The 24,516-nt window shown below is 67.0% G+C and carries 26 protein-coding genes; 14 read left to right on the top strand and 12 right to left on the bottom strand.

Annotated elements, in window-relative coordinates:
- Window positions 1-4 precede the first annotated feature (4 nt).
- A complete protein-coding gene (locus tag ACN0RC_RS04790) occupies window positions 5-1,240 on the bottom strand; it encodes an NAD(P)/FAD-dependent oxidoreductase (protein WP_417509322.1) in 1,236 nt (411 codons plus the stop codon).
- A gap of 76 nt (window positions 1,241-1,316) precedes the next feature.
- Between ACN0RC_RS04790 and dcd the strand changes: the two genes are divergently transcribed.
- Window positions 1,317-1,922: a dCTP deaminase gene (dcd, locus tag ACN0RC_RS04785; RefSeq protein WP_417509320.1), complete on the top strand. Its 606-nt coding sequence runs from the start codon at window positions 1,317-1,319 to the stop codon at window positions 1,920-1,922.
- Window positions 1,923-1,962: 40 nt separating this feature from the next.
- On the top strand, window positions 1,963-2,547 hold the full coding sequence (locus ACN0RC_RS04780; protein ID WP_417509318.1) for a hypothetical protein: 585 nt from the start codon (window positions 1,963-1,965) through the stop codon (window positions 2,545-2,547).
- Window positions 2,548-2,634: 87 nt separating this feature from the next.
- Here the strand turns inward: ACN0RC_RS04780 and ACN0RC_RS04775 are convergent, their stop codons facing one another.
- A complete protein-coding gene (locus tag ACN0RC_RS04775) occupies window positions 2,635-2,967 on the bottom strand; it encodes a pentapeptide repeat-containing protein (protein ID WP_417509650.1) in 333 nt (110 codons plus the stop codon).
- Window positions 2,968-3,442: 475 nt separating this feature from the next.
- Here ACN0RC_RS04775 and ACN0RC_RS04770 point away from each other — a divergent pair, with 475 nt between their 5' ends.
- The gene (locus ACN0RC_RS04770) at window positions 3,443-4,000 is read left to right on the top strand and encodes a MarR family winged helix-turn-helix transcriptional regulator (RefSeq protein ID WP_417509316.1); all 558 of its coding nucleotides are present in this window, start codon (window positions 3,443-3,445) and stop codon (window positions 3,998-4,000) included.
- Between the two features lies 1 nt (window position 4,001).
- Here ACN0RC_RS04770 and ACN0RC_RS04765 read toward each other — a convergent pair whose 3' ends face one another.
- A complete protein-coding gene (locus ACN0RC_RS04765) occupies window positions 4,002-5,411 on the bottom strand; it encodes an MFS transporter (protein ID WP_417509314.1) in 1,410 nt (469 codons plus the stop codon).
- Between the two features lie 76 nt (window positions 5,412-5,487).
- Window positions 5,488-5,949: a MarR family winged helix-turn-helix transcriptional regulator gene (locus ACN0RC_RS04760; RefSeq protein ID WP_417509312.1), complete on the bottom strand. Its 462-nt coding sequence runs from the start codon at window positions 5,947-5,949 to the stop codon at window positions 5,488-5,490.
- 86 nt (window positions 5,950-6,035) lie between these two features.
- Between ACN0RC_RS04760 and ACN0RC_RS04755 the strand changes: the two genes are divergently transcribed.
- The 5 genes from ACN0RC_RS04755 to menE are packed head-to-tail and all read left to right on the top strand — an operon-like array spanning window position 6,036 to window position 11,084.
- Window positions 6,036-6,953 (top strand): SDR family oxidoreductase, encoded by a 918-nt coding sequence (locus ACN0RC_RS04755; RefSeq protein ID WP_417509310.1) that lies wholly within the window; start codon window positions 6,036-6,038, stop codon window positions 6,951-6,953.
- Window positions 6,954-6,957: 4 nt separating this feature from the next.
- Complete coding sequence (locus tag ACN0RC_RS04750) at window positions 6,958-7,845, top strand: amidohydrolase family protein (RefSeq protein WP_417509308.1); 888 nt, start codon at window positions 6,958-6,960, stop codon at window positions 7,843-7,845.
- Between the two features lies 1 nt (window position 7,846).
- Window positions 7,847-9,037, top strand: a complete 1,191-nt coding sequence (locus tag ACN0RC_RS04745; protein ID WP_417509306.1) for an acyl-CoA dehydrogenase family protein — start codon at window positions 7,847-7,849, stop codon at window positions 9,035-9,037.
- A gap of 36 nt (window positions 9,038-9,073) precedes the next feature.
- Window positions 9,074-9,526: a MaoC family dehydratase gene (locus ACN0RC_RS04740; RefSeq protein WP_417509304.1), complete on the top strand. Its 453-nt coding sequence runs from the start codon at window positions 9,074-9,076 to the stop codon at window positions 9,524-9,526.
- Window positions 9,527-9,566: 40 nt separating this feature from the next.
- Window positions 9,567-11,084 (top strand): o-succinylbenzoate--CoA ligase, encoded by a 1,518-nt coding sequence (gene menE, locus ACN0RC_RS04735; protein ID WP_417509302.1) that lies wholly within the window; start codon window positions 9,567-9,569, stop codon window positions 11,082-11,084.
- A gap of 30 nt (window positions 11,085-11,114) precedes the next feature.
- On the opposite strand, the gene ACN0RC_RS04730 is transcribed toward menE, so the two are convergent.
- Genes ACN0RC_RS04730 through ACN0RC_RS04710 form a run of 5 tightly spaced genes read right to left on the bottom strand, consistent with a single transcriptional unit; the run spans window position 11,115 to window position 15,413 of the window.
- Complete coding sequence (locus ACN0RC_RS04730; RefSeq protein WP_417509301.1) at window positions 11,115-11,978, bottom strand: PaaX family transcriptional regulator C-terminal domain-containing protein; 864 nt, start codon at window positions 11,976-11,978, stop codon at window positions 11,115-11,117.
- Window positions 11,975-12,775 (bottom strand): ABC transporter ATP-binding protein, encoded by an 801-nt coding sequence (locus ACN0RC_RS04725; protein WP_417509299.1) that lies wholly within the window; start codon window positions 12,773-12,775, stop codon window positions 11,975-11,977. Before ACN0RC_RS04725 ends, ACN0RC_RS04730 begins: the two co-directional genes overlap by 4 nt.
- A complete protein-coding gene (locus ACN0RC_RS04720; protein WP_417509297.1) occupies window positions 12,768-13,592 on the bottom strand; it encodes an ABC transporter permease in 825 nt (274 codons plus the stop codon). Before ACN0RC_RS04720 ends, ACN0RC_RS04725 begins: the two co-directional genes overlap by 8 nt.
- Window positions 13,589-14,419: an ABC transporter permease gene (locus ACN0RC_RS04715; protein WP_417509295.1), complete on the bottom strand. Its 831-nt coding sequence runs from the start codon at window positions 14,417-14,419 to the stop codon at window positions 13,589-13,591. The genes ACN0RC_RS04720 and ACN0RC_RS04715 overlap by 4 nt, the downstream gene beginning before the upstream one ends.
- A gap of 7 nt (window positions 14,420-14,426) precedes the next feature.
- Entirely contained in the window at window positions 14,427-15,413 is a 987-nt protein-coding gene (locus ACN0RC_RS04710) for an ABC transporter substrate-binding protein (protein WP_417509293.1), read from the bottom strand.
- 217 nt (window positions 15,414-15,630) lie between these two features.
- On the opposite strand from ACN0RC_RS04710, the gene ACN0RC_RS04705 reads away from it, so the two are divergent.
- Window positions 15,631-16,092 carry a DUF3817 domain-containing protein gene (locus ACN0RC_RS04705; RefSeq protein WP_417509291.1) on the top strand — a complete coding sequence of 154 codons (462 nt, stop codon included), beginning with the start codon at window positions 15,631-15,633 and terminating at the stop codon, window positions 16,090-16,092.
- Here the strand turns inward: ACN0RC_RS04705 and ACN0RC_RS04700 are convergent.
- Window positions 16,050-17,159 carry a hypothetical protein gene (locus ACN0RC_RS04700; RefSeq protein WP_417509289.1) on the bottom strand — a complete coding sequence of 370 codons (1,110 nt, stop codon included), beginning with the start codon at window positions 17,157-17,159 and terminating at the stop codon, window positions 16,050-16,052. The two genes, ACN0RC_RS04705 and ACN0RC_RS04700, sit on opposite strands and share 43 nt — an antisense overlap.
- A 152-nt stretch (window positions 17,160-17,311) precedes the next feature.
- On the opposite strand from ACN0RC_RS04700, the gene dnaK reads away from it, so the two are divergent.
- The 4 genes from dnaK to ACN0RC_RS04680 are packed head-to-tail and all read left to right on the top strand — an operon-like array spanning window position 17,312 to window position 21,288.
- The gene (dnaK, locus tag ACN0RC_RS04695; protein WP_417509287.1) at window positions 17,312-19,171 is read left to right on the top strand and encodes a molecular chaperone DnaK; all 1,860 of its coding nucleotides are present in this window, start codon (window positions 17,312-17,314) and stop codon (window positions 19,169-19,171) included.
- Between the two features lie 2 nt (window positions 19,172-19,173).
- A complete protein-coding gene (locus ACN0RC_RS04690) occupies window positions 19,174-19,833 on the top strand; it encodes a nucleotide exchange factor GrpE (RefSeq protein ID WP_417509285.1) in 660 nt (219 codons plus the stop codon).
- 6 nt (window positions 19,834-19,839) lie between these two features.
- Complete coding sequence (locus ACN0RC_RS04685) at window positions 19,840-20,829, top strand: DnaJ C-terminal domain-containing protein (RefSeq protein WP_417509283.1); 990 nt, start codon at window positions 19,840-19,842, stop codon at window positions 20,827-20,829.
- Between the two features lie 24 nt (window positions 20,830-20,853).
- Complete coding sequence (locus ACN0RC_RS04680) at window positions 20,854-21,288, top strand: heat shock protein transcriptional repressor HspR (RefSeq protein ID WP_417509281.1); 435 nt, start codon at window positions 20,854-20,856, stop codon at window positions 21,286-21,288.
- Window positions 21,289-21,309: 21 nt separating this feature from the next.
- On the opposite strand, the gene ACN0RC_RS04675 is transcribed toward ACN0RC_RS04680, so the two are convergent.
- Complete coding sequence (locus ACN0RC_RS04675) at window positions 21,310-22,335, bottom strand: lactonase family protein (protein WP_417509279.1); 1,026 nt, start codon at window positions 22,333-22,335, stop codon at window positions 21,310-21,312.
- A 179-nt stretch (window positions 22,336-22,514) separates the two neighbouring features.
- On the opposite strand from ACN0RC_RS04675, the gene ACN0RC_RS04670 reads away from it, so the two are divergent.
- Window positions 22,515-23,882: an FAD-dependent oxidoreductase gene (locus ACN0RC_RS04670; RefSeq protein ID WP_417509649.1), complete on the top strand. Its 1,368-nt coding sequence runs from the start codon at window positions 22,515-22,517 to the stop codon at window positions 23,880-23,882.
- On the opposite strand, the gene ACN0RC_RS04665 is transcribed toward ACN0RC_RS04670, so the two are convergent.
- Complete coding sequence (locus ACN0RC_RS04665; RefSeq protein ID WP_417509277.1) at window positions 23,839-24,516, bottom strand: Pr6Pr family membrane protein; 678 nt, start codon at window positions 24,514-24,516, stop codon at window positions 23,839-23,841. The two genes, ACN0RC_RS04670 and ACN0RC_RS04665, sit on opposite strands and share 44 nt — an antisense overlap.

Here is a 24,516-nt window from a genome sequence, read left to right as displayed (position 1 = left end):
TGCGTCAGCGCAGTGGATCGAACGCGGCGATCGCCGGATGGATCTTCCCCGTCACGATCTGCTCTGCGAGCATCTTTCCGGTTGCCGGTCCCAGCACGATGCCCCACATGCCGTGTCCGCCTGCGACATAGACGCCGGGAGCGCGAGTCGCACCGATCAGCGGCAGCCCGTCGGGCGTGACCGGCCGAGAGCCGACCCACTCGTCCTGCCGCACGTCGAGATCGATGTCGCGGAACATCTGCCGCGCCTGATTGATGATCGCCTGGATCCGCCGCGGCTGCGACGGCTCGTCGGGCCCGCGGAACTCCATGGTCCCCGCGATCCGGAACCGCCCCTGATACGGCGTGCAGGCGATGCGCTGCATCGGCAGGTAGACCGGATGCTTCGCCTCCTGCGCGGTCTCGACAGTGAAGGAGTAGCCTCGCCCCGCTTGCACGGGCATCCGCACGCCGAGCTTGCGTGCGAGCTTCGGCATCCAGGCCCCCGTGGCGATGACGACGGAATCGGCCGACAGGCGCTCGCCGCTGGCAAGAGTGACGCTGGCCGAGCTGCCGCCGGACGAGCCGCCGCTGACCGAGGCGACCTCGGCGCCGGTGCGCAGCGTCGCACCGCGTGCGACGACCGCATCCGCGAGGGCCTGCACGAATGGAGCAGGCTCGAGGAACCGCTGTCCCTCCAACCGGTAGGCGACGGTCACGGCGTCCGAGAGCATCGGGGCGAGCTCCTGAGGAGAGTCGAGCCGTTCGAGCAGAGCATCCTGCCCGTGCCTGATCACGCCGTCGATCTCGCGGAGGAATCCTCTGGCGTGCGCTTCCGCCGCGAAGCCGACGACGAAGGGGCCTTCTCGGGTCCACGAGTCCACGCCCCCATCGGTGAGCTCGTCGAAGCACTCGAGGGCGAGCTTGTCGATCGGAGTGAGTGCCGCCATCGTCCGATCCCACGCGCGGGTCGTGCCGTGCGCGGCGAACCTGGCCAGGAACCCCCAGAGCTTCGGATCCATCCGGAAGGGCACATGCAGCGCAGCATCCGGATCGATCAGCGCCTTCGGACCGTAGGTCCACAGGCTCGGATCGGCGAGCGGAATCGTCTTGCTCGGCGTGAGCCAGCCCGCGTTTCCCCATGACGAGCCGGCGGCGACGCCCGTGCGATCGAGGACGGTCACCTCGACGCCGTGCTCTTGAAGATGCCATGCTGTCGCGAGCCCGACCATGCCCGCGCCGACGACGATCGAGTGCGCCATTGCCACCTCCGTGTAGTCAACTGAGTCCAGGATGCCAGACGCATCAGCGCCGCGGCCGATGCCATACGCTGGTTGCGTGCTTCTCAGTGATCGCGACATCAAGGCAGAACTCGCATCCGGCCGGATCGGCCTGGACCCGCACGAGCCCGAGATGATCCAGCCCTCGAGCATCGACGTGCGTCTGGATCGGTACTTCCGCCTCTTCGACAACCACAAGTACCCGTTCATCGACCCGGCCGAGGACCAGCCTGAGCTCACCCGCCTCATCGAGGTGAAGCCTGATGAGCCGTTCATCCTGCATCCGGGGGAGTTCGCACTCGGTGCCACCTTCGAGCAGGTCAGTCTTTCTGACGACATCGCCGCACGCCTCGAAGGCAAGTCGTCGCTCGGACGCCTCGGCCTCATCACACACTCCACCGCGGGCTTCATCGACCCGGGATTCACCGGTCACGTCACCCTGGAGCTCGCGAACGTGGCAACGCTGCCGATCAAGCTCTGGCCCGGAATGAAGATCGGACAGCTCTGCTTCTTCCGCCTGACGTCTCCTGCCGAGAACCCCTACGGCTCCGGCCCGTACGGCAACCGCTATCAGGGACAGCGCGGGCCAACGGCATCTCGTTCGTTCCAGAACTTCCACCGCACCGACGTCGGCAACACCGATATCGGGTCGCTCGGCGGATGACCCGGCGCGCTTCGCCGCGCCCGCACGTAGTATCGAGAGCGTGAGCGGCGAAAACACGGAGAACCCGCAGAACCCAGGGGCGGATGCCGCCCCCGATGCGCCAGCGCACGGTGGTGAGCCGTCGGAGTCCACTGTGGCACCCACCACGGCCCCCGGCGTAGAGGCCTTCGACGTTCCGGCGCCGGAGACGGTCACCGCTCCCGATGCCGACGCGGCGATCGAAGAGTTCGAAGTGCCGCCGCCACCCGCGTTCGCCGCGGCACCGCCGCCCCCCGGTCCAGAGCCGGTCATCCCGCCCGCACCGTCGGAGAGTGCCGGAGCGGATGCCGCGGCTCCCGCGCTTCGGCAGCGCAGGATCTGGGCGCCGGATGACACGTGGTCCTCGGCGTCCGCACATAAGCAGGAGGCTGTGCCCCCGACCGCGGCGCAGAAGGCCGAGTCGCGCGCTGCTGCTTCGCGCGCCGCGACGGCTCGCGATGAGGCGACCCGGAACTACGTCAGCCCGGCTGCCGGCGGAACGGCAGGGCAGAGCTACCGCGGCTGGACGATCGCGATCTACGGCGGGCTCGCCGTGCTGTTCTTCGGCGCGATCGGATTCATGGTGCTTCAGGGACTGCCTGGCTGAGGCTCCGGCCCGGCCAGGCCCGGCCGGGTGCCGCTCAGCGGAGATGGAAAACGTGGGCCACGAGTGTTCGGGGCCGACGTTTTCCATCTAGCGTGTGGTGCGAGTCAGCGGTCGTCGCGCCCACGGGTGAACCCGGCGTCGAAGCCGCGCTCGTAAGAGGTCTGCGCGAACTGCGCGATGCGTGCCCGGCCGTGGCCGTGCTCGCGGTGCCCGTGGTCGTGCCCGTACCCTGCATGGCCGTGCTCGCCGTGTCCATGGTCGTGCCCGCAGTGTCCGTGCCCCGCGTTTCCGTGTCCGCCGAAACCGCGCCCACCGAAACCGCGCCCACCGAAACCGCGCCCACCGAAGCCGCGCCCACCGAAGCCGCGACCGCGCCCACCGTGCCCACCGCGGTGCGGAAGGGGCGTGTTCTCGTCCCAGCCGAACGCGCGAGCGAGCTGCTCGAGCGTTGCCACGGTGGTGGCGAGGTCGTCAGCGGGAACCGCATCGGTGACCTTCGCGCGGATGCCCTCGACGATGCTGCCGAGCCGCTCCTTGGCGTCGCGGCCTGCGTCGGTGAGGGCGAGGGTGCCATCGGCATCCGTCACCCAGCCGCGCTCGATGAGCCGGCGGAGCTTGTGGGTCGGGAACGGACGAGCGTCACCGGCGACGGAGCCGTCGATGACATTCAGCGCGCGCCAGTCGCGACGGGTGATGCCTTCAGATTCGAAGGCGGTGGCGAACTCGGCCGCCATCAGGCGGTCGACGGCCTTCAGCCAGAATCCGAACGGGCGGGAAGTCTCTTCATTGTTGTCAGTGCTCTTCATGGGGGAAGTCCTTTGCTTGTAACTATACATGTATATGTAGTGTGACATGCACATATGATACATGTCAACTCGCATGTAAAGTTGGGTATGTGAGCAACGACAATCCGGATCCAGCCGACGCCATCGCGCACGCGCTCTCCCGCCTTCGCGGTCGGCGCCCCTTCGGGCCGCGTGGGCACGGCCACGGCGGACCGCATGGCGAGCATGGCGATCACCACGAACACGGCGCGCATCACGGGCGCGATCACGGTTTCCGCGGCGCACCGGAGTTCGGGCCACCGCCATGGGCGGGCGGAGGGCGCGGGCGCCTCGGTGGTCCCGCATGGATCCGGATGCTGGATGCTCTCGCCACGGCATCCGAACCGCTGAGTGTCAGCGCTCTCGGCGAAGCCATCGGCGTCGACCAGCCCCGCGCGTCACGTCTCGTGCAGCAGGGCGTTCAGCGCGCACTGGTGCAGCGCGAGGCCGACCCCGATGACGCGCGTCGCACGCGCATCGCGCTCACTGACGAAGGTCGTCGCATCGCTCGCGGCATGCGCGGCGAACGGCGTGAAGTGCTCTCGAAAGCGCTCGAGTCGTTCACCGATGACGAGGCCCGCGAGCTTGCCCGCCTGCTCGGCAAGCTCGCTGATAACTGGACGAACTGACTCAGCTCACCCGCTGCGACTTCACGGGCAGCAGTAGGAAGAATCCGAGCATCAGCACGAGGATGATGCCGAGGATGCCGTACGCCGTGTCGCGCGTGAGCACGATGAGCAGTGTCCACGCTCCGGCGGCCATCCAGCTCGCCGCACGACCGGTCGTCGCGTAGAGGCCGAAGATCTCACCCTCGCGTCCGGCGGGCGTGACGCGAGCGAGGAACGAGCGGGATGCCGCCTGCGCGGGCCCGACGAAGGCGCACAGCAGCAGTCCGCCGATCCAGAACACGATCGTTCCAGCATCCACCAGGAAGAAGACCGCGAGGCCGGCAATCACCATCGCGCCGAGCGCGAAGAGGATGATGCGCTTCGGACCGAACCGGTCATCGAGGCGTCCGGCGAGGATGGTCGAGATGCCGGCGATGAGGTTCGCCGCGATGCCGAAGATCGCGAGCTCGAGGAACTCGAAGCCGAACACCTGCCCGGCGATGATCGCGCCGAAGGCGAAGATTCCGCCCAGCCCGTCGCGGAACACGGCGCTGGAGAGCAGGAACCAGAACGTCGGCCGGGTCTCGGGGGAGCGGTACAGCCCGATGACGTCCTTCACCAGCAGAGAGTAGGACGTGAAGAACCCGACTCGGCGCTCGGGGCGCCCCATCGAGGGCTCCGGCACATTCAGGAAGATCGGGATGCTGAAGATGATCGCCCAGACCGCACAGCCCACGGCGATCAGGCGGAACGGCAGGCCGCCCTCGTCAGAGATGCCGAACCAGTTCATCGCATAGAAGACGATGACGATGATGAGGGCGACGACCCCGCCGATGTAGCCGAAGCCCCAGCCGAGCCCCGATATCTTGCCGACGGTCTTCGGATTCGCGATGCCGACGAGCATGGCGTTGGAGTTCACTGCGGCGATCTCACCGAACACCGCACCCGCCGAGATCAGTGTGACGCCCAGCCAGAACAGCGTGGGAGTCGGCTCGACGAACCACAGCCCGAACATGCAGAGGATGAGCGCGCCAGTGCCGATGCCGAGCCAGAGCTTCTGGCGGCCTGCGGCATCCGCACGCTGTCCGAGCACCGGCGCGAGCAGCAGAATCGCGAAGGCGGCGATCGTCGAACCGAGCCCGAGGCCCGAGGCCAGGTCGGCCTCGGCCGCCGTGCGAATCGCGTCGCCCTTTTCGAGTGCGGCGATCTCCGGAGGCAGGAACTGCGAGGTCGTCAGGTAGAGGGCCGTGAAGATGAACGTCAGAATGACGGTGTTGAACGGCTGCGTCGCCCAGTCCCACAGTGCCCATGAGTAGATCTGCTTCTTCGGCGCTTCGGTCTCACCGCGCAGCTCCAGGCCGACGACCCCGACCGCACCGCTGTTCGCAGTGGCCTCGGGGCGCGGAACACGGGGATCCTCAGATGCACTCATGCTCGCAGTCTGGCCGGATCTGGTGAACGCCTGGTTGCGGCGCGCCGGACACTCCACGCGCCGGGCAAGCGCGACGTCAGTGCGACTGCGGCACAGGGAAGGCCGTCCGTCGCAGCAGCTCTGCGAGGGTGTGGCGCTCACTCTCGGTGAGATCGGCGTGCAGAGTCTGCACCGCGGTGCGCACCTTCGTGCGGGCCTCTTCGAGCAGTTCGAGACCGCGCGGGGTTGCGACGATCACGTTGGCTCGGCGGTCTCGCGGGTCGGGTTCGCGGCCGACCAGATCGGCCCGCTGCAGCTCGTCGACCAGAGCGACCACCTGGCTCGGATCCAGCCGCAGGAAGTCAGCGATCTCGCGCTGCGAAGTGCGTCCCTCGTCGCCCGCGAGCTCGAGCACCGAGTACGAGCGAACCTTCAGCCCGAACTCCGCGAGAGCGGCGTTTCCCGCGGCGTTCGACAGCGCGCTCGCCCGCGCGAGCAGAAAGCTCGTGTCGTCGATGAGCGCCTTGCTCCCCTGCAGGTGCTCCACGGGATTCTTCATGCATTCATCCTAGGGCACGGTGAAACTACCAATAATTGACTTCTTCAAGTAACCTGGCTCCGACCACCCACGAATGAAGGAGTGTCATGTCACTCGACGGCAAAGTAGCCATCGTCACTGGATCGGGACGTGGCCTCGGCCTCGCTTACGCGCAGGAGCTCGCCCGGCAGGGCGCTTCGGTCGTCGTGAACGACGTATCGGCGGATGCTGCGGCTGAGGCCGTCGCCTCTATCGAGGCATCCGGCGGAAGAGCCGTTGCGGTCGTGGCTCCGGTGGGGCCCACCGAGACCGCCAAGCAGCTCGTCCAGACCGCGGTCGACACCTACGGGCGCCTCGACATCCTCGTCACGAACGCCGGAGTGCTGCGCGACACCGTGCTCTGGAAGATGAGCGACGACGACTTCGACACCGTCGTGAACGTGCACCTGCGCGGCACGTTCACCTGCGTCCGCGAGGCCGCCACCTATATGCGCGCCAACGAGATCGCCGGCCGCATCATCTGCATCGGCTCGCCGACCGGTCAGCGCGGAAACTTCGGCCAGACGAACTACGCGGCGGCCAAGGCCGGCATCGTCGGCATGGTGCGCACTTGGGCGATGGAGCTCAAGAAGGCCGGCATCACGGCCAACGCCGTCATTCCCGTCGCCGCCACCGCCATGACCGCGACGGTGCCGTACTTCGCCGCCGCCGTCGAGGCCGACGAGAAGGGCGAGGCGATGCCCGCCTTCTTCCGCCATGACCTCGGCTTCGGCACTTCCGGTGACGTCGCGGGGCTCATCTCTTATCTGGCATCGGATGCCGCGGCATCCGTCACCGGCCAGGCCATCGGCATCGGCGGCGACCGCATCCAGCTGTGGTCGCACCCGGAGGCCGTGGTCACCGAGTACCAGGACGGCGGGTGGTCGTACGACGCCCTCGCCACCCGGTTCGACGAGGTCATCGGCGACCGGCAGCAGTCGGTCGGCGAGCGATTCCCTGCGCTGCCGGAAGAGCTGCAGCGCTGAGACGATGACCCGTTACGAGCCGAACCTCGACCTCGACGCCCTCGTGGCGATCGACGTGCACGTGCACGTCGAGATCGACGACCATGGGCACGCGTCGCTTCCGGACGACCTCGTGGCGGCCGCATCGAAGTACTTCGCCGCCGACGCGAGCAGGCCGGACCTCGACTCGATTGCCGCGTACTACCGCGAGCGGCAGATGGCGGCGGTCGTGTTCACAGTCGATGCCGAGACGCAGCTCGGCCATGCGCCGATCTCGAGTGCGGAGATCGCCGAAGGCGCCGCGCGTCACAACGACGTGCTGATCCCGTTCGGGTCGGTCGACCCGAACCGGGCGGATGCCGTCGATCGTGCGCGCCGGCTCATCGAAGACAGCGGCGTGCGCGGCTTCAAGTTCCACCCCACCGTGCAAGGGTTCGACCCGAGCGACTCAGCCCACTTCCCGCTGTACTCAGCGCTGCAGGACGCTGGCGTGGTCGCGCTGTTCCACACCGGCCAGACCGGGATCGGTGCGGGGCTACCCGGTGGACGAGGGATGCGCCTCGCGCTGTCGAACCCGATGCTTCTCGACGGTGTCGCCGCCGAGCATCCTGAACTGCAGATCATCATGGCCCACCCGTCCGTGCCGTGGCAGGACGAGGCGCTGTCGGTCGCGACCCACAAGCACAACACCTGGATCGACCTATCGGGCTGGAGTCCGAAGTACTTCCCGGATGCGCTCGTGCGCGCGGCGAACTCCTACCTCAAGGACCGCGTGCTGTTCGGCTCCGACTACCCGCTGCTGACGCCGGATCGGTGGCAGCGCGACGCCACCGCCGCCGAACGTTTCAAGCCCGCGGTGCTTCCCGGCATCCTCAAGGACAACGCCGTTCGTCTCCTCGGTCTGGCGGGTTGAGATGGACGCGGTCACGAGGTCGGATGCGATCGGGATCGACCCGTACGGCTTTGCGGCCGCGCATCTGAGCTCTGATGCCCTCAGCGCGCTGAGCGGTCTGCGACGTGTGCTCGCCTCCGATATCGTTCCTGCGATGGCCGAAGCCTGGGAGACGGCGAGCATGCCGGATGTCGTTCTCGAGAAGCTCACCGCGCTGGAGGGCATGCGTCCGCCCGGTATGGATGCCGCAGAGGCCGACTCCACGCTGTTCAGCGGGTTCCGCAACTACGTCCTCGCCCAGGCCGACGTGTCGGTGGCAACCCTGTACAACGCGCAGTCCGGCCTGTTTCGGTCGAGCATCCTGCACGGTGGCTCTGCGGAGCAGGCCGCCGCGCTCGATCCTGACGTGCGCTCGTTCGCACTCTCCGGGGCGTTCGCACTCACGGAGCCGGACCACGGCTCCGACATCGCTGGAGGTCTGGCCACGACGGCCCGCCGTGATGGTGACGAATGGATCATCGACGGCGCGAAGCGCTGGATCGGCGGCGCGGCGGCCGCGGATGTGCTCGTCGTGTTCGCGAGAGATACCGCCGATGGTGAGGTCAAAGCCTTTCTGGTTTCCACTGACGCCCCTGGGGTGAGGTGTGACCCGATGAACGGGAAGATCGCGCTCCGACCGATGCAGAATGCGCACGTGACTTTGCAGGCCGTGCGTGTGCCGGAGAGTTTGCGACTGCAGCGGGTCGAATCGTGGCGAGACGTCGCGCGAATCCTGCGAGTCATGCGATCCGATGTCGCGTGGATCGCGACCGGGCTGCAGGCCGGTGCTCTGGACGCGGCCCTGCGCTACGTCACGCAGCGAGAGCAGTTCGGACGCCCGATCGGAGGCTTCCAACTCGTCCAGGAGAAACTGGCCCGGATGCTCGGCAATCTCACCGCCTCGCTCGGACTCGTCGTGCAGCTTTCCGCGCAGCAGGACGCCGGGCACTGGGCCGATGAGAATTCCGCTCTGGCGAAGATGCAGACGGCGCGGCTCGCACGTGAGACTGTGGCGCTCGCGCGCGAAGTGGCCGGAGGCAACGGCATCCTGCTCGAGCACGACATCGCGCGCTTCTTCGCTGACGCGGAAGCCGTGTATTCATACGAGGGCACCCACGAGATCACATCTCTCATCGTCGGCCGAGCGCTGACCGGCGAATCCGCATTCATTTAGACGCTGCGTCCCCTGCAGCACCCGAAAGGAAACACCATGACCACCACCGTCGCCTACTCCGACCTGGCAAGCGCCGCCGGCACCGATCTCGGCTATTCCGAATGGCTCGAGGTGACCCAGGACCGCATCAACCTGTTCGCTGATGCCGCTGACGACCACCAGTGGATCCACGTGGACCCTGAGCGTGCAGCGGAAGGCCCCTTCGGCGCGCCGATCGCCCATGGCTTCCTCACCCTGTCGCTCGCGACGAAGTTCTGGAGCGAGCTCTTCGAGCCCGAGGGCGTCACCACCCGGGTCAACTACGGTCTCGACAAGGTGCGCTTCGTCTCACCCGTCGCCGTCGGTTCGCGCGTGCGGATGAATGCGGTGATCGCCGAAGTGACTGAGGTGAAGGGCGGCTACCAGCTGGCCGTCGACCAGACCATCGAGATCGAGGGTGGCACGAAGCCCGCTGTCGTCGCTCGCGGAATCTATCGCTTCTACGCCTGATCCGAATCCGGACCGGCATCCAATCGCAAAGAGGCAGCGGATGAAGAATCAAGGACTGGGCACCTGGATCGCCCGACGTCGCGTGAAGTCCGAGGGCGACATCGCCGTGATCCAGGGCGAGCGCTCGTATCGTTACGAAGAACTCGCCGAGCGCATCGACAGGTTCGCCAGTGCTCTCGCGGAACGCGGCGTCGCCAAGGGCGACCGGGTGGCGTATCTGGGCAACAACCACCCCGACTTCCTGACCTCGTTCTTCGCGTGCGGACTGATCGGGGCGATCTTCGTGCCGCTGAACACGCGCCTCGCGCCGCGCGAGCTCGAGTACATGATCGAGGACTGCGGTGCGCGGCTGCTGATCACGCATCAGGAGCTCCGCGACGTCGCACGGGCTGCCGCATGGTCGAGCGCGATCGAACGGCGCATCATCGTCGACGGTCCTGCAGAGGTGCCGGCGGTGGAGAGCTTCGACGAGGTCGTCGCCGCGGCATCCGATCACCCGCCGATCGCTGCCGTCACGCTCGATGACCCGGCCATGATCCTTTACACCTCGGGGACGACAGGGCGTCCGAAGGGGGCCGTGCTCACGCACGGCAACTTCACCTGGAACTCGATGAACGTGCTCGTCGATTACGATCTCACGTCCGAGGAGCGCGCACTCCTCATCGCACCGATGTTCCATGTCGCATCGCTCGGTATGGGCGCGCTGCCGACCCTGCTCAAGGGCGGCACCCTGGTGCTGCAGGAGAAGGTCGATCCCGGCGCCGTGCTCGCGGCTGTGCAGCAGCACCGCATCACGAGCCTGTCGGGTGTGCCGACGACGTTCCAGATGCTCGCGGAGCATCCGGACTGGGACACCACTGATCTCTCGACGCTGCGCAAGCTCACCTGCGGTGGATCCAGCGTCCCCCTGCGGGTCATCGACGCCTACGAGAAGCGGGGTCTGAGCTTCTCGTCCGGGTACGGGATGACCGAGACATCCCCCGGAACGACATCCCTTCCGTACCGCAAGGCGCGCGAGCACGTCGGATCGGCCGGCATCGCGCACTTCTTCACCGACGTGCGCATCGTGTCATCCGACGGTGAGACGCTGTCTGCGGGCGAGGTCGGTGAGATCGAGATCAGCGGCCCGAATGTCATGAAGGAGTACTGGCTGCGCCCGGATGCCACCCGCGATGCGCACCGCGGCGAATGGCTGCGCTCGGGCGACATCGGTTTCCTCGATGAGCAGGGTTATCTCACCATCAGCGACCGGGTCAAGGACATGATCATCTCGGGCGGAGAGAACATCTACCCGGCTGAGATCGAACAGCTCATCATGGAGCGTCCGGAGATCGAATCCGTCGCGGTGATCGGGGTGCCGGACGAGCGCTGGGGCGAGGTGCCGTTCGCGGTCGCCGTCGCGCGCTCCGAGATCACCGCCGACGATGTGCTCGCGCATCTCTCGGGGCGCATCGCGAAGTACAAGATCCCGCGCGGGGTGCAGTTCGTCGACGAGCTGCCGCGCACCGCGAGCGGCAAGGTGCGAAAGACCGACCTGCGGGGGAAGTTCACGCTCTGAGTCGCCTCGAAGGCGCGCGGCGTGCGCTCGTCAGTGCGCGATGAGCTTGTCTCCGGCGACCAGCGCCGCGAACTCCGCCTCGGACTGAGCCTCGAGCTCGACGCGCGTCTGGCGGTAGAGCTCGAACGACCGCGGGGCCGGCCAGTGCGGACCCATGAACTCGGGCGGAAGCCGCGGGTCCGCCTGCAGCAACTCCAGCCAGTCCGCGACCAGCATCGTCCGCGTGACGATCGCGGGCGCGGCATCCGATCGGGCCCGCTGCGAACTCCACGTCTCGATGAACGACTGATGGGCCGCGCGGATCCCCTCGATGTCCCACGCCGCCTGCACGCTCGACGCGATCGGAAAACTGCCCAGCTCCTGCGCGTGGAAGGCCAGCACTGCGCCCTCGGGAAGGCTGGCGCGCAGCGGATCGATCTCGGCGGCCAGCGCAGGGCGCCCGGGAGCGAGCCACAGGCCGTCGCGCAACGGCGCGAAGCCGTTCCAGACGAGCGTCGATCGCAGTCGAGTCCGCAGCGTCCGCAGCTCCTCCGGGAGCGAGAACGTCACGAGCGTCCACCCGTCGCCGTTCGGATGGAACGGCGCCGGACCGCGCACTCGATCGGATGCCTCGGCGAGCACCGCGCGACCGACAGCTGTCAGTGAGAATTCGAGATGCCGACCGTGCCGTTCGCGGGTGAGCACCTCGTTACTAACCAGGCGGTCCAGCGTCGCGCGGGCGGCGGGAGCTGCGACATCCGCACCGCGCAGAACCTCGAGGAACACGCCGGTGCGCACCGGATGATCCGATCTGGGGGCGACGAACTCGCCGAGGAAGGACATCACCAGGCGCTTGGGGCGTCGGCTGCGTGCTCCGTCGCTCGGGCGAGGGTCCTCGCCGTTCGACTCGATCATGCCTTCGGGCGCACGGCTTCGCCGCGCTTGGCCCGCTGGATCTGCTCGTAGACGTGCGTGCGCAATTCAGTGAACCGGGGCAGGGCCCTGGTGGTGATCTGGTCGCGTTCGGCCGCGAGGTCGATGGCAAGGTCCTCCTGCACCCAGGTGGGGGATTTCGACAGCACGATGACGCGCTCGCCCAGGTACACGGACTCATCGATGTCGTGCGTGACGAACAGGATGGACATGCCGCGCTCGGCGTGGAGCGTGCGCACGAGGTCTTCGAGATCCGCTCTTGTCTGGGCATCGACGGCCGCGAAGGGCTCGTCCATGATCAGCACCTCCGGTTGGTAGGCGACGGCTCTGGCGATCGCGACTCGCTGCTGCATGCCGCCGGACAGCTGCCAGGGGTAGCTGCCGGCCGCATGGTCGAGTCCCACCGCGACCAGCGCGTCGTCGACGAGCCGTGCGCGCTCGGACTTCGTGAGCTTCTTGTGCTTGAGGGGCAGCTCGATGTTGCCCCGCACGGTCTTCCACGGGTAGAGGCTGCGCCCGTACTCCTGAAAGACCAGCGCCATGTTGTCCGGAGGCCCGGTGACCTTCTTGCCGTCGAGCACCACCTCGCCTGCGGATGGCCGCAGCAGCCCGGCGATGCACTTGAGCAGCGTCGTCTTGCCGCAGCCGGAGGGCCCGACGATGCAGACCAGCTCGCCGCGGTTCATGGTGAAGCTGATGTCGCCGATCGCCTCGACCCGGCCGGTGGCGGACTCGTACACCTTGTTGAGGCTGTCTACCTGCAGAAGCGTTTCAGGCACGCTCGACCTCCTTGATTCCGTGATACCAGCGCAGCACGCGACGTTCGACGAAGCCGAAGATCACTGCGAGCAGCACGCCGATAAGTCCTAGCAGTACGATGCCGCTCCACATGTCGGCGATGAGGTAGTTCTGTTGGAAGTACTTGATCTGGTAGCCGAGCCCGGATGATGAGTAGAACAGCTCCGAGATGACCATCATGATCAGGGCGACCGACAGGGTCTGCCGCACGCCGGTCATGATTCGAGGGCTCGCCGCCGGCAGCACGAGCTGGAACAGCCGCTGCCAGGGGGTGAGTGAATAGGAACGCGCCGTCTCGACCATCACCGAGTCAGTGGCGCGGACGCCATCGACCGTGTTCAGCAGCACCGGCCAGATCGCGCCGAACGCGATCACGATGATCTGCATGCTGTCGGTCACGCCGAGGAACGCGACGAAGACCGGGATCAGCACGGGTGGCGGGATCGCGCGGAAGAACTCCAGAAGAGGTTCGAGGAGCTCGCGGAGCCAGCGGGTGAGGCCGATGAGCGTGCCCATCACGATTCCGATGACGACGGCCACGACGATCGCCGCGGTCAGCCGGGCAAGGCTCGGCAGGACGTCCTGCAGGAAGGCGGGGCCGATCCAGGTGTCGACGAACGCGACTGCGATGGTCTGCGGCCCGGGGAAGAACTTCGCCGGCGCGATCGTCGCTGCCACGCCCCAGATGACCAGCAGCACCAGCGGCAGGCCGACGGCGTAGAGAGTGTTCTCGCCGACCTTCGACCAGATCTTCTTCTTGGGTGCGGGTGTGCGGAGGGTGCCCGTGTACAAAGTCATGATGCGTCGTCTCCTCGCACCGACTGATGCCACGACAGCGCGCGACGCTCGATCGCGCGGAAGCCGATGTTGATGATGAGGCCGAGCAGGCCTGTGACGATCACGATCGCGTAGACGGTCGTGATGTTCCCGATGCCGGATGCGACGGTCAGCTGCCGTCCGAGCCCGGGGTTACCGATCGTCATCTCTGCGGTGACCGCGAGGATCAGCGCGACGGCTGCGGCGAGCCGCAGACCGGTGATGAGGTACGGCAGGGCTGTGGGCAGGACGAGCTCGCGCAGCTGCGTGGACTTCGGCAGGCCGAAGCTCCTGGCGGTGTCGCGCGCGACAGTGTCGACGTCGGCCACCCCGTAGAGCACCTGCACGAACACCTGCCAGAAGCTGGCGTACACGATGATGATCAGCGCAGCGGGCATCTGGAGGCCGTAGATCAGGATGGCCAGAGGGATGAGTGCGACGGAGGGGATGGGGCGGAGGAACTCGACCATCGTGTGCGTCGCCCGCCGCAGGAACGGGGTCATCCCGATGAGGGCGCCGAGGGCCGTGCCGACGAGGGTGGCGAGGAGGAGGCCGAGGGCCCAGGCGGTCATGGTGCGGCCGATGTTGCGCCAGAACTCCATGTCGACCAGCAGCGTCTGAAGCTCGGCGAAAGTGTCGGCCGCGGAGGGCAGCTGCTCCGGGTTGAGGATTCTCAACACCGAGAGCAGCTGCCAGACTGCGAGGAAACCGACGATTCCAAGCGTGCCCAGCACGATGCGGCGCAGTGTGCCGATAGCCTGGCGGCGCTTGTAACGGGCAAGCGCCACCGCGGAAGTCGCAGTCGTCATACCGGCCTTAGTGCTGCTGGATCAGGCGATCGAAGTCGGGCAGCTGCTCGATGTACTCGTACTTCAGCGCCAGATCTGCGAGCGTCTTGATGCTGTCGACGTCCATCTCGAAGGTGAACTTCGGCAGCGTGATTCCCTTCGCAGCCTCGACGGGAATGTCGAGCCCGGTGGCGATGGCCGCGTACACGGCTTCGCTGTCTGAATCGGCGAACGCCAGCGCCTCGGTCATCGCCTCGGAGTAGGCGGCGACCAGGTCGGGGTCGTTGTCGATGAGGTCCTGCGTGGTGATGTTGGTCAGCACCGACAGCCCGGGAATGGTCGCCTGATACGGCGCCACGATGGAGACGCCGCCGCCACCGAGCACCATGGCGCGGAACGGGTCGGGTGCCCACGCGGCGTCGATCGTGCCGGCTTCGAGCTGCGCTTTGACGTCGGGGAAGGGGACCTCGACGAACTCGATCGTGGAGGAGTCGCCGCCGTCGGCGTCGACCGCGGCGCGGATGGTGAGGTCACCGGCAGCGCCGAGGCTGTTGACCGAGACCTTCTTGCCGGAGAGGTCCTTCGGTGTTGCGAGACCGGAGGTTCCCAGGGCCACGACGGCGTTGACGTCGTCGCCGTCGGCGAGGCTGTTCGCGTAGTCGCCGATGATGGCGATGCCGAGGTTCTGCAGGTCGGCGCGGATCGGCCCGAACGGCTGACCGATGGCGAACTGGATGTCGCCGCTGAGCAGTGCGGGGATGGCCTGCGCGCCACCCTGTGCCGGAACGACCTCGACCTCGAGTCCGTGATCGGCGAAGATCCCCTCGTCGATCGCGGCCCACAGGGCGCCGGTCTCGGCGATCGGGAGAGCGGCGACGCGGATCGTGGTGAGCTCATCGGTCGGCGCTGCGCCGGAGTCTTCGGGCGCGGGTGCAGGAGCTGCGGAGTCGGTACAGCCGGATAGTGCGAGTGCGGCGACGGCCAGCAGGCCGAGCGCGGCAAGACTCTTCTTCATGGTGGGCCTCTCGTGGGTAGTGTCGAGGCCCTGCCGTGATCCTCCTTGCGGGGAGCAACACGGAAGCACATCGACGTGCGGGTATGCCCATCGTGGGGGAGAAACGCACAACTGTCAAGAGTTTCACGACGGGCGTCATGAAACTCTTGAATAATGCGCACAGGGGCCTGCTATTCCAGTGACGTACGGTTGATTCGTCCCACGAACAAGGAGCACGATGTTCCGCACTCCCGCACACCTCTACCGTGTCCTCGCGATCGCCGAGGCGATCACGTGGACCCTGCTGATCGCAGCTCTCATCGCGCGCGCTGTCGGAGCGCCAGGAATCGTGGTGACCATCGCCGGCGGCATCCACGGCTTCGTGTTCCTCTCGTACGGCGCCACGGCGATCCTCGTCGCTTTCAATCAGCGATGGTCGATCGGTCTCGGCCTCCTGGCCGTCGCCAGTGCGATCATCCCGTTCGCGACGATTCCCATGGAGATCTGGCTGCACCGCAAGGGCCGGCTCGTGGGCGAGTGGAGACTCGACGAGAGCGAGCATCCGCAGGACCGCACCTGGTACGACAAGACGATGCGCTGGTTCCTGAACCACGCAGTGCTGCTCGTCGTGCTCATCGCAGTCGCGGTCGTGGCGCTCTACGTCGTGCTGCTGCTCGTCGGCCCTCCCGGCGGCAAGTGAGTCGGCGGCGTCAACCGCACGAGCACACCATCCCCCTCCCCGCCGATGGCGACCACCCACGCATCTCCCACCCATGCCGCAGCGTTCGGGCTGCACAGCAGTGATAGCGGCTCTTGCTCGTCGGCATAGGTCAGGTGCAGTGCGTCCTGCCGGTACAGCTTGTCGCACGACTGCCGCGCCTTGATCGCCTCGCGGGCTTCGGCTGATCCGCCGACGATGACCGACTCGGCTGTCGACGGTTCTGCGTCGCCGCCCCACCAGAGTGCGAGACCGTCTGGACGCACCGCGACGACAGGGCGAGTCGCCGCTTGGGGACTGCGCGACAGCTCTGCGCCGTCGGCCGCCAGCACGATGTGATTCGCCGGAGTGGCCACGTAGATACGACCCTCGGCGTCGATATCGAGATCGATCGGCGGCACTCCCGGAGCCGTCTGCGCCGACGCATCGAGCGGCAGCGGCTCTTCATGCAGCAGTGTCCGGTCGCCGGTGCCGAGGTCGATCCGAAGGATCTCGAAGTCGAGGTATGCCTGTGGCGTCGGCTGATATCGAATCACGTAAGCGTCGCCGTCGTGCGCGGCCAGCGCACCGAACATGAAGTCGCCGAAGTCGAAGCCGGCCGCATCCGGCTGGTCCTCCGGCAGCGGCATCACCGGCACGTCGGTGTACTCGAGTGTCTCCATGTCGACGATGGAGAGTCCTGCCACGGCATCCGGTTCATTCCGGGATCGCACCACGACCAGCTCGGTGGGGGACAGCGCCGCGACATCCCCGATCCCGTGCAGCGGATGCTCCACCTCGATGTTGAATCGGGCGAGTGTCTCGCCGTCGGCTCCGACGTGCAGCCAGGAGCCTGCGGAACCGCTCCAGAAGCCTCCGGCTCCGTCTGCGGCGACCGTGGACATGCCGAAGGCGACGTCCACGTCGCCGGCGGACTGCGTATCCCACGAGACGGGCTCCAGCTTCCAGTCCCCAGCGCTGACGGTCGGCGCGCAACCAGACAGCCCGCTGGACAGTGCCAGGAGCGCTACCGCCGCGGCCGCGGCGGGGACGACGCGCGACCGATGCATACGGAGATCCTAGGTCAGTGCAAAACTTGAGCCAGTTCATATCAAGTTCATTTGACAGCTTTTCCTGCGCGCGATACAGTTGAGCCATCGCGACTCAGGTTTCTGATTCGCCCCATATCTTCACTACGTACTTCAACCAGAAGGAGAATCGCATGGCACGTGCTGTAGGAATCGACCTCGGAACGACGAACTCCGTCGTCAGCGTCCTCGAGGGTGGCGAGCCGAAGGTCATCGCCAACGCTGAGGGCTTCCGCACGACCCCCTCGGTGGTCGCATACACGAAGGACGGCGAGGTGCTCGTCGGCGAGACCGCCAAGCGCCAGGCCGTCACGAACGTCGACCGCACCGTTGCATCCGTCAAGCGCCACATGGGCACTGACTGGGGCTTCGACGTCGACGGCAAGAAGTGGACGCCGCAGGAGATCTCCGCGCGCATCCTCATGAAGCTCAAGCGCGACGCCGAGTCGTACCTCGGCGACACCGTGACGGATGCCGTCATCACCGTTCCCGCATACTTCAACGACGCCGAGCGTCAGGCGACGAAGGAAGCCGGCGAGATCGCGGGCCTCAACGTCCTGCGCATCATCAACGAGCCGACCGCTGCAGCTCTTGCCTACGGCCTCGACCGCGGTAAGGAAGACGAGCTCATCCTCGTCTTCGACCTCGGTGGCGGAACGTTCGACGTCTCGCTGCTCGAAGTGGGCAAGGACGACGACTTCTCGACGATCCAGGTGCGCTCCACCTCCGGTGACAACCGGCTCGGCGGTGACGACTGGGACCAGCGTCTGGTCGACCACCTGATCAAGCAGTTCAAGGAGACCAGTGGCGTCGACGTCTCTGGCGACAAGATTGCCCTCCAGCGTCTGAAGGAAGCAGCCGAGCAGGCCAAGAAGGAGCTGTCGAGCTCGACCAGCACCTCCATCAACCTGCCCTACCTGTCGCTGACCGAGTCGGGCCCCGTCTCGCTGTCCGAGACGATCACCCGCGCGAAGTTCGAGGACCTCACCAAGGACCTCCTCAACCGCACGAAGAAGCCGTTCGAAGACGTCATCCGCGAGGCGAACGTCAAGGTCGCCGACATCGACCACGTCGTGCTCGTCGGCGGATCGACCCGCATGCCCGCAGTTGCTGAGCTCGTCAAGCGCGAGACCGGGAAGGAAGCGAACAAGGGCGTGAACCCTGATGAGGTCGTCGCCGTTGGCGCTGCCCTCCAGGCCGGTGTCCTCAAGGGTGAGCGCAAGGACGTTCTGCTCATCGACGTCACCCCCCTGAGCCTCGGAATCGAGACCAAGGGCGGCCGGATGACCAAGCTCATCGATCGCAACACCGCTATCCCGACCAAGCGCAGCGAGACCTTCACCACGGCAGACGACAACCAGCCGTCCGTCGCGATCCAGGTCTTCCAGGGCGAGCGCGAGTTCACTCGCGACAACAAGCCGCTGGGCACCTTCGAGCTCACCGGCATCGCCCCGGCTCCCCGCGGCATGCCGCAGGTCGAGGTCACGTTCGACATCGACGCGAACGGCATCGTGCACGTGTCCGCCAAGGACAAGGGCACCGGCAAGGAGCAGTCGATGACCATCACCGGCGGCTCGTCGCTGTCGAAGGACGACATCGAGCGCATGGTGCGCGAGGCCGAAGAGAACGCTGCGGAAGACAAGAAGCGCGCCGAGGCTCTCGAACAGCGCAACCAGGCCGAGACCCTGTCGTACTCGATCGAGAAGCTGATCAAGGAGAACGAGGACAAGCTCCCCGCCGAGGTCAAGGATGAGGTCCAGGCTGACGTCGACGCTCTGAAGGCGGCTCTGGCCGGCGAAGACGACGACGCGGTCAAGGCGGCACTCGACAAGCTGAACGAGTCGCAGAGCAAGCTCGGTGAGGCCATCTACGCACAGTCGCAGGCAGACGCTGCAGCTGGTGCATCCGCTGAGGGCGAGGCTCCGGCAGACGAAGCATCCGATGAGGATGTCGTCGACGCCGAGGTCATCGACGACGAGGACGAGAAGAAGTAACCATGGCAGACAAGAACTTCGAAGAAGTTCCTGAGGACGAGGGGTCGGATGCTACGGCATCCGGCCCCGCGCCGCAGGAGAACCCCGACGCCGCAGAGGCCGCAGCCGCGGAGGGTGCCGACGAGTCGCCCGCCGACGGTGCGGACTCGCTGACGGTCGACGACATCCTCGGTACCGAGCAGAGCGGCGAGGCCGCGGCAGAAGACGCCGTGCTCGCCGACCTCGAGAGCACCCTGCTCAACGACCTCAAGCGCCTGCAGGCCGAGTACGCCAACTACCGTCGGCGCACCGAAGAGCAGCGCCAGCTCGAGATCGCGCGGGCGAAGGGCGAGGCGGCCAAGGGCCTGCTCCCCGTGCTCGACGACCTCGACCGGGCCACCCAGCACGGCGATCTCGTCGAGGGCACGCCCTTCTTCGTGATCGGCGAGAAGATCCGCGCGGTCGTGGAGCGTCTCGGTGTTGTCGCGTACGGCGCAGCCGGAGAGGACTTCGACCCGCAGCACCACGAGGCGATCTTCCAGCAGCCGACTCCGGGAGCCGAGAAGTCCACGATCCTCGAGGTCGTGGAGGTCGGCTACCGACTCGGCGATGTCGAGCTCCGCCCGGCGAAGGTCGTCGTCGCTGTTCCCGCCGACCCTTCGACAGGCTCAGGGACCGACTAAGAGCTTATGGCCAGCCAGGATTGGTTCGACAAGGACTTCTACAAGACGCTCGGCGTCTCGAAGGATGTCAGCGATGCGGATCTGAAGAAGACCTACCGCAAGCTGGCGCGCAAGTATCACCCTGACTCCAATCAGGGGGATGCTGCGGCCGAGGCGAAGTTCAAAGAGATCAGCGAGGCGTACTCGGTGCTCTCTGACGCCGAGCAGCGCAAGGAGTATGACGAGATCCGGGCCATGGGCTCGGGTGCGCGGTTCACTTCGGGCGGTGCGGGCGCTGCTGGCGGTTTCGAAGACGTCTTCAGCCGGTTCGGGCAGGGTGGTCGTGGCCAGAGCGCCGACTTCGAGGACATCTTCGCGATGTTCAACCAGGGCCAGGGCGGCGGGAGCTTCGGCTCCGGCCGCTTCGGCCAGACGAGCGGCGGATACCGCGGCTTCGGCGGCCCGCAGAAGGGCGCTGACGTCACGGCGCGCACGACGCTCGACTTCGTCACCGCTGTGCAGGGTGAGACGATCACGCTGCAGGGTGAAGACGGCAAGCCGTTCAAGGTGAAGATCCCGGCCGGTGTCGCAGACGGACAGAAGATCCGTCTGCGCGGCCGTGGGCGCCCGTCGCCCGATGGCGGAGAGAGCGGCGACATCGTCGTGCAGATCAAGGTGCGTCCGCACCCGGTCTTCACGCGAGATGGTCTGAACCTGCGCCTCACGGTGCCGGTGACGTTCACCGAGGCAGCTCTCGGCGCCACGATCGAGGTCCCCACTCTCGCCGGCGACGTGGTCAAGCTGCGCGTCGCACCCGGTACGCCCTCGGGGCGGATCCTGCGGGTGAAGGGTCGAGGCGTGAAGACCTCGAAGGGCACCGGTGACCTGCTTGCTGAACTGCAGGTGGCTGTGCCATCGCACCTCGACGATGCGGCGCGCGAAGCCCTGCTCGCCTTCCAGGCGGCAGAGCCCAAAGAGAACCCGCGCGGCGAGATGATGGCGAAAGCGCAGGCCTGATGATGTACGCGAGGCTCGGAGGTGATGGCAATGGTCGAAGATGAGGATGCTCCGGTCTTCGCCATCGCCATCGCCGCCGAGCTCGCGGGCATGCACCCGCAGACGCTGCGTCAATACGATCGCATCGGTCTCGTCGTGCCCGGCCGCACACGCGGAGGCTCGCGCCGCTACTCGGCGCGCAATATCGAGCAGCTCCGCGAGGTCGCCCGCATGAGCGCCGAGGGCATGAGCCTGCCGGCGATCGCTCGGCTGCTCGACCTCGAGGACGAGGTGCGGATGCTGCGCCGCCGCGTCCTCGATCTTGAAGGCGCGCTGCGCGCCGAACGACAGAACCGTCCCGGTGTGCGTGTCTTCGCCGCCGGTGCCACAGGAGTCATCCCGGTGACCGGTGGACGACGCATCCGCCGTTCGACCGAAGTCGTGCTGTGGCGCCCTGGCGGGCGCGGCGACGCGGAGTAGGCTCCGCGCGATCAGGTCCGCTCAGACGAAGCGGACCCAGTTCGCGCCCCGGCCGGTCTCGGCGTGCTGCAGCAGTTCGAGTGCGTCATCATGCACCGCGTACAGCGAGACCTGCGTCGACCTCTCGCCGGCAGCGACCAGGTGGGCACCGTCCGCGCTGAGTGCGAATCCGCGCGGCTGCAGCTCGGTGACCGTGAAGCGTTCCGGCGCCGACACTGACCCGTCGGCCGCGACGGACACCGCTCCCAGTGTGCTCTCGGTGCGCTCTGTGGCCCACAGCCGGGTGCCGTTCGCGCCGAAGTGCAGGTCGGCTCCCCAGATGTAGTGATGCTCGAGCGGGTCTGCTCCGAACACGCTGTGGCCGAGGTTCTTCGTGGTGTCATACGCCGTCGTGGAGCCCTGCAGCGCGAGCGCACCCGTGGAGGTGTCGCGGCGGTAGTGGAGGACTTCTCCGGAGAACTCGGTGAGCACGTACACCGCATCCTGCGCCTCGTTCAGGACGAGGTGTCGCGGTCCGCTTCCCTCGGGAGCGGCGACCGTCTCGGGATCCAGCGGCGTAACGCGAAGATCATCGTCGAGTGCGTACTGCGCAACGAGGTCGGCGCCCAGCGACACGAAGTACGCGAACCGGCCGTCGGCGCTCGGCAGCACGGAGTGCAGGTTGGGGAACGTGATCGTCGAAACCGGCTCGCTCACAACGCCGCCGGTGACCGTGCAGCTGATTCCGAAGCCGCCCGAGTACGAGACGCCGAGCAGTCCCGTTCCGCCCCGGGTCAGTGCGATGTAGTTCATTCCCCCATCGGGGAGGTCGAGTCGTGACTGCGGCGTGAGTCGCCCGCTTTCGCGGTCGAGGCTGAGCGTGAGGATGCCCGTGGGTCCCTTCACACCCGCATAGACGAGGTCGCGCTCTGAGTCGACGGCGAAGGTCGAGCATCCGTCGAGGCCTTCGTTGACGGCCAGACGCTCCAGCTGCCCGTTCTCGAGGCGGAACGTGCTGATGGAGCCTTCCCCAGCGTTGGCGACCAGAACGAGTGCGGAATCAGTCATGCCTCGATCGTAGCGGCGGCCCGCGCGCCGTCACGCGTGAACGCGACGCACCGAGAATTGCCCTGCCGCATGAGACGGGCGTTGCCAGCGCAAGTCTCGTGCGGCAAAGCAATTCTCGCGACCAGCGCGACCACCGCCCGACCCGCACGGGCAGAGCGGGTAGTCTGACGCGGGTGAGGATGTCGCGTCGTGAGCTGCTGATCGGCGCCGGGGCTGGCGCCCTCGGAGTGCTGCTCGTGTCGTGTGCGCCGGAGCCCGCGCCCACCCCCACGCCGACCCGCAGCCTGACGCCACTGCCGGTCACTGAGGTTCCTGCTCCTGCCGCTAGCATCCGCAGCACCTGGGCCACCGATCCCTACTCGCACGGCGCGGTCAGCTTCACCCGGATCGGCGTGCAGTCGTCCACACGAGCGACGCTCGCAGAACCGATCGCGGACCGCGTCTTCTTCGCGGGGGAGGCGACGGATGTCGACAACCCCGCCACGATCCGCGGTGCCATCCACTCGGGCGAGAGCGCCGCGATGCGCCTGCGCGCGATGGCCGCGAGCGGAGAGCGGGTCGCCGTGATCGGCGCCGGTCTTGCTGGAGCCACTGTCGCAGCGAACCTCGCCGAGACCGACCTCTCCGTCACCGTGTTCGAAGCCCGTGACAGAGTCGGCGGACGCACGCTCTCGCAGATCGATGACGACTGGGCGCTGCCCGTTCAGCTCGGCGGATGGCTGCTGCCCGCGCTCGCCGAAGGCGAGGACATCGACCGTGACGAGCTCGGTCTGCCGCAGGCGACGGAACTCGCGTCTGCGCTGTGGCGCACGCCGGACGGCGACATCGAACCGGTCACGAACGCACCACTGGATGCGGCGATCAGCGCCGCGCAGTCTCTTCCGACCGACGTCTCGCTCTCCGAAGCGCTGACCCTGACCGGTGCAAACCCTGAAGACCCGGATCTTGCGGCGCTCCTGGCCTATCTCGCGACCACGTCGGGGGCGGATGCCGAAGCCGTCTCGTCGTGGTTCCCCCCGGCACTGCCATCCGCTGCCCGCCGGGCCATCACCGGCGATTTCGACGCGCACATCACCGAGCTGCTCGCGAACGCCCAGCTCACTCTGTCATCGCCTGTCACCCGCATCGCCTATGACGACTCCGGGGTCAGCCTGCGCCTGGGCACCGGCGAATCCACCTCCTTCGATCGGGTCGTGGTCACCGTGCCGCTCGGCGTTCTGCAGAACGAGCGGATCGAGTTCTCGCCACCGCTGCCGTTCTCGCACCGCGGTGCGATCAACGCGCTCGGCATGGGCCACATCGAGACGATCTGGCTGCGCTACGACGAACCCTTCTGGGAGACGGATGCCGCGATCTGGCACACCGTCGGCGGCGATCAGACTGTGCGCACGTGGATCAACCTGCTGCCGGTCACCGGCGATGCGATCCTCGTCGGCATCGTCGGCGGCACCGCGGCAGTGGACTTCGCCGGGCTCGAAGAGCAGGAGGCACTGCTCGAGGCGCTCAGGTCGCTCGTGCCGTTCCTGCCCGCGCAGCAGAGCGACTGACCCTTTTCCGCCGCGAGGGACTCACCCGGCTGATGACCGCCAGAACCGTGGCCACGAGCGCGAAGATCGCCAGCGCCAGAGCACTCGTCACGGCGAACTCGCCGAAGCCGCTCACCTGGCGCAGGTCCAAGAAGTAGTACGGATACCAGCCGATCATCGGCCCCCGCCACATCGTCACCCCACCCCACACGAGGGGGAAGGCGAGCGAGCAGGGGATGATCCACCACGGCACTGAGCGGTGTCCGGGAGTGAGCGTCCACGCGATTGCGGTGAACGCCGGCAACCAGAAGTGCAGCACCTGATCGGACCAGGGCACATCGACGCGGATGCCGCGGAGCCCCGCCTGCCAGACGATCAGCGCGAATGCGAGCCCCGCGGTGATCGTCCAGGTGAGCACGAGCGAGAGGGCGATGCTGAACCAGCGCGGATCCTCCGCGCTGCGGAAGGCGAGAACTCCGCCGATGATGAGCAGCACGACCAGTGCGCAGTTGGATTCCACCGTGAGATACGCGAAGAAGTTCCGACCGGCGATGGTCTGCGAGCTCAGACCCCAGAACAGCCGATGCACGAGTGCGGTCAGGCAGACCGCTGCGGTGGCGAGCCGAAGCGCGCCGAACGTGGTCCGTGCTCTCAC

This window comes from Microbacterium sp., from assembly GCF_048259935.1.
Lineage (GTDB): Bacteria > Actinomycetota > Actinomycetes > Actinomycetales > Microbacteriaceae > Microbacterium.
This window is presented reverse-complemented; position numbering and strand designations above follow the sequence as displayed.

What these genes read in the sequence shown, in the direction of transcription:
- ACN0RC_RS04790 (WP_417509322.1), bottom strand. Translation starts at nt 1,240, where the DNA reads ATGGCGCACTCGATCGTCGTCGGCGCGGGCATGGTCGGGCTCGCGACA.
- ACN0RC_RS04765 (WP_417509314.1), bottom strand. Translation starts at nt 5,411, where the DNA reads ATGAGTGCATCTGAGGATCCCCGTGTTCCGCGCCCCGAGGCCACTGCG.
- ACN0RC_RS04760 (WP_417509312.1), bottom strand. Translation starts at nt 5,949, where the DNA reads ATGAAGAATCCCGTGGAGCACCTGCAGGGGAGCAAGGCGCTCATCGAC.
- ACN0RC_RS04755 (WP_417509310.1), top strand. Translation starts at nt 6,036, where the DNA reads ATGTCACTCGACGGCAAAGTAGCCATCGTCACTGGATCGGGACGTGGC.
- ACN0RC_RS04750 (WP_417509308.1), top strand. Translation starts at nt 6,958, where the DNA reads ATGACCCGTTACGAGCCGAACCTCGACCTCGACGCCCTCGTGGCGATC.
- ACN0RC_RS04745 (WP_417509306.1), top strand. Translation starts at nt 7,847, where the DNA reads ATGGACGCGGTCACGAGGTCGGATGCGATCGGGATCGACCCGTACGGC.
- ACN0RC_RS04740 (WP_417509304.1), top strand. Translation starts at nt 9,074, where the DNA reads ATGACCACCACCGTCGCCTACTCCGACCTGGCAAGCGCCGCCGGCACC.
- menE (WP_417509302.1), top strand. Translation starts at nt 9,567, where the DNA reads ATGAAGAATCAAGGACTGGGCACCTGGATCGCCCGACGTCGCGTGAAG.
- ACN0RC_RS04730 (WP_417509301.1), bottom strand. Translation starts at nt 11,978, where the DNA reads ATGATCGAGTCGAACGGCGAGGACCCTCGCCCGAGCGACGGAGCACGC.
- ACN0RC_RS04720 (WP_417509297.1), bottom strand. Translation starts at nt 13,592, where the DNA reads ATGACTTTGTACACGGGCACCCTCCGCACACCCGCACCCAAGAAGAAG.
- ACN0RC_RS04715 (WP_417509295.1), bottom strand. Translation starts at nt 14,419, where the DNA reads ATGACGACTGCGACTTCCGCGGTGGCGCTTGCCCGTTACAAGCGCCGC.
- ACN0RC_RS04710 (WP_417509293.1), bottom strand. Translation starts at nt 15,413, where the DNA reads ATGAAGAAGAGTCTTGCCGCGCTCGGCCTGCTGGCCGTCGCCGCACTC.
- ACN0RC_RS04705 (WP_417509291.1), top strand. Translation starts at nt 15,631, where the DNA reads ATGTTCCGCACTCCCGCACACCTCTACCGTGTCCTCGCGATCGCCGAG.
- ACN0RC_RS04700 (WP_417509289.1), bottom strand. Translation starts at nt 17,159, where the DNA reads ATGCATCGGTCGCGCGTCGTCCCCGCCGCGGCCGCGGCGGTAGCGCTC.
- dnaK (WP_417509287.1), top strand. Translation starts at nt 17,312, where the DNA reads ATGGCACGTGCTGTAGGAATCGACCTCGGAACGACGAACTCCGTCGTC.
- ACN0RC_RS04690 (WP_417509285.1), top strand. Translation starts at nt 19,174, where the DNA reads ATGGCAGACAAGAACTTCGAAGAAGTTCCTGAGGACGAGGGGTCGGAT.
- ACN0RC_RS04685 (WP_417509283.1), top strand. Translation starts at nt 19,840, where the DNA reads ATGGCCAGCCAGGATTGGTTCGACAAGGACTTCTACAAGACGCTCGGC.
- ACN0RC_RS04680 (WP_417509281.1), top strand. Translation starts at nt 20,854, where the DNA reads ATGGCAATGGTCGAAGATGAGGATGCTCCGGTCTTCGCCATCGCCATC.
- ACN0RC_RS04675 (WP_417509279.1), bottom strand. Translation starts at nt 22,335, where the DNA reads ATGACTGATTCCGCACTCGTTCTGGTCGCCAACGCTGGGGAAGGCTCC.
- ACN0RC_RS04670 (WP_417509649.1), top strand. Translation starts at nt 22,515, where the DNA reads ATGTCGCGTCGTGAGCTGCTGATCGGCGCCGGGGCTGGCGCCCTCGGA.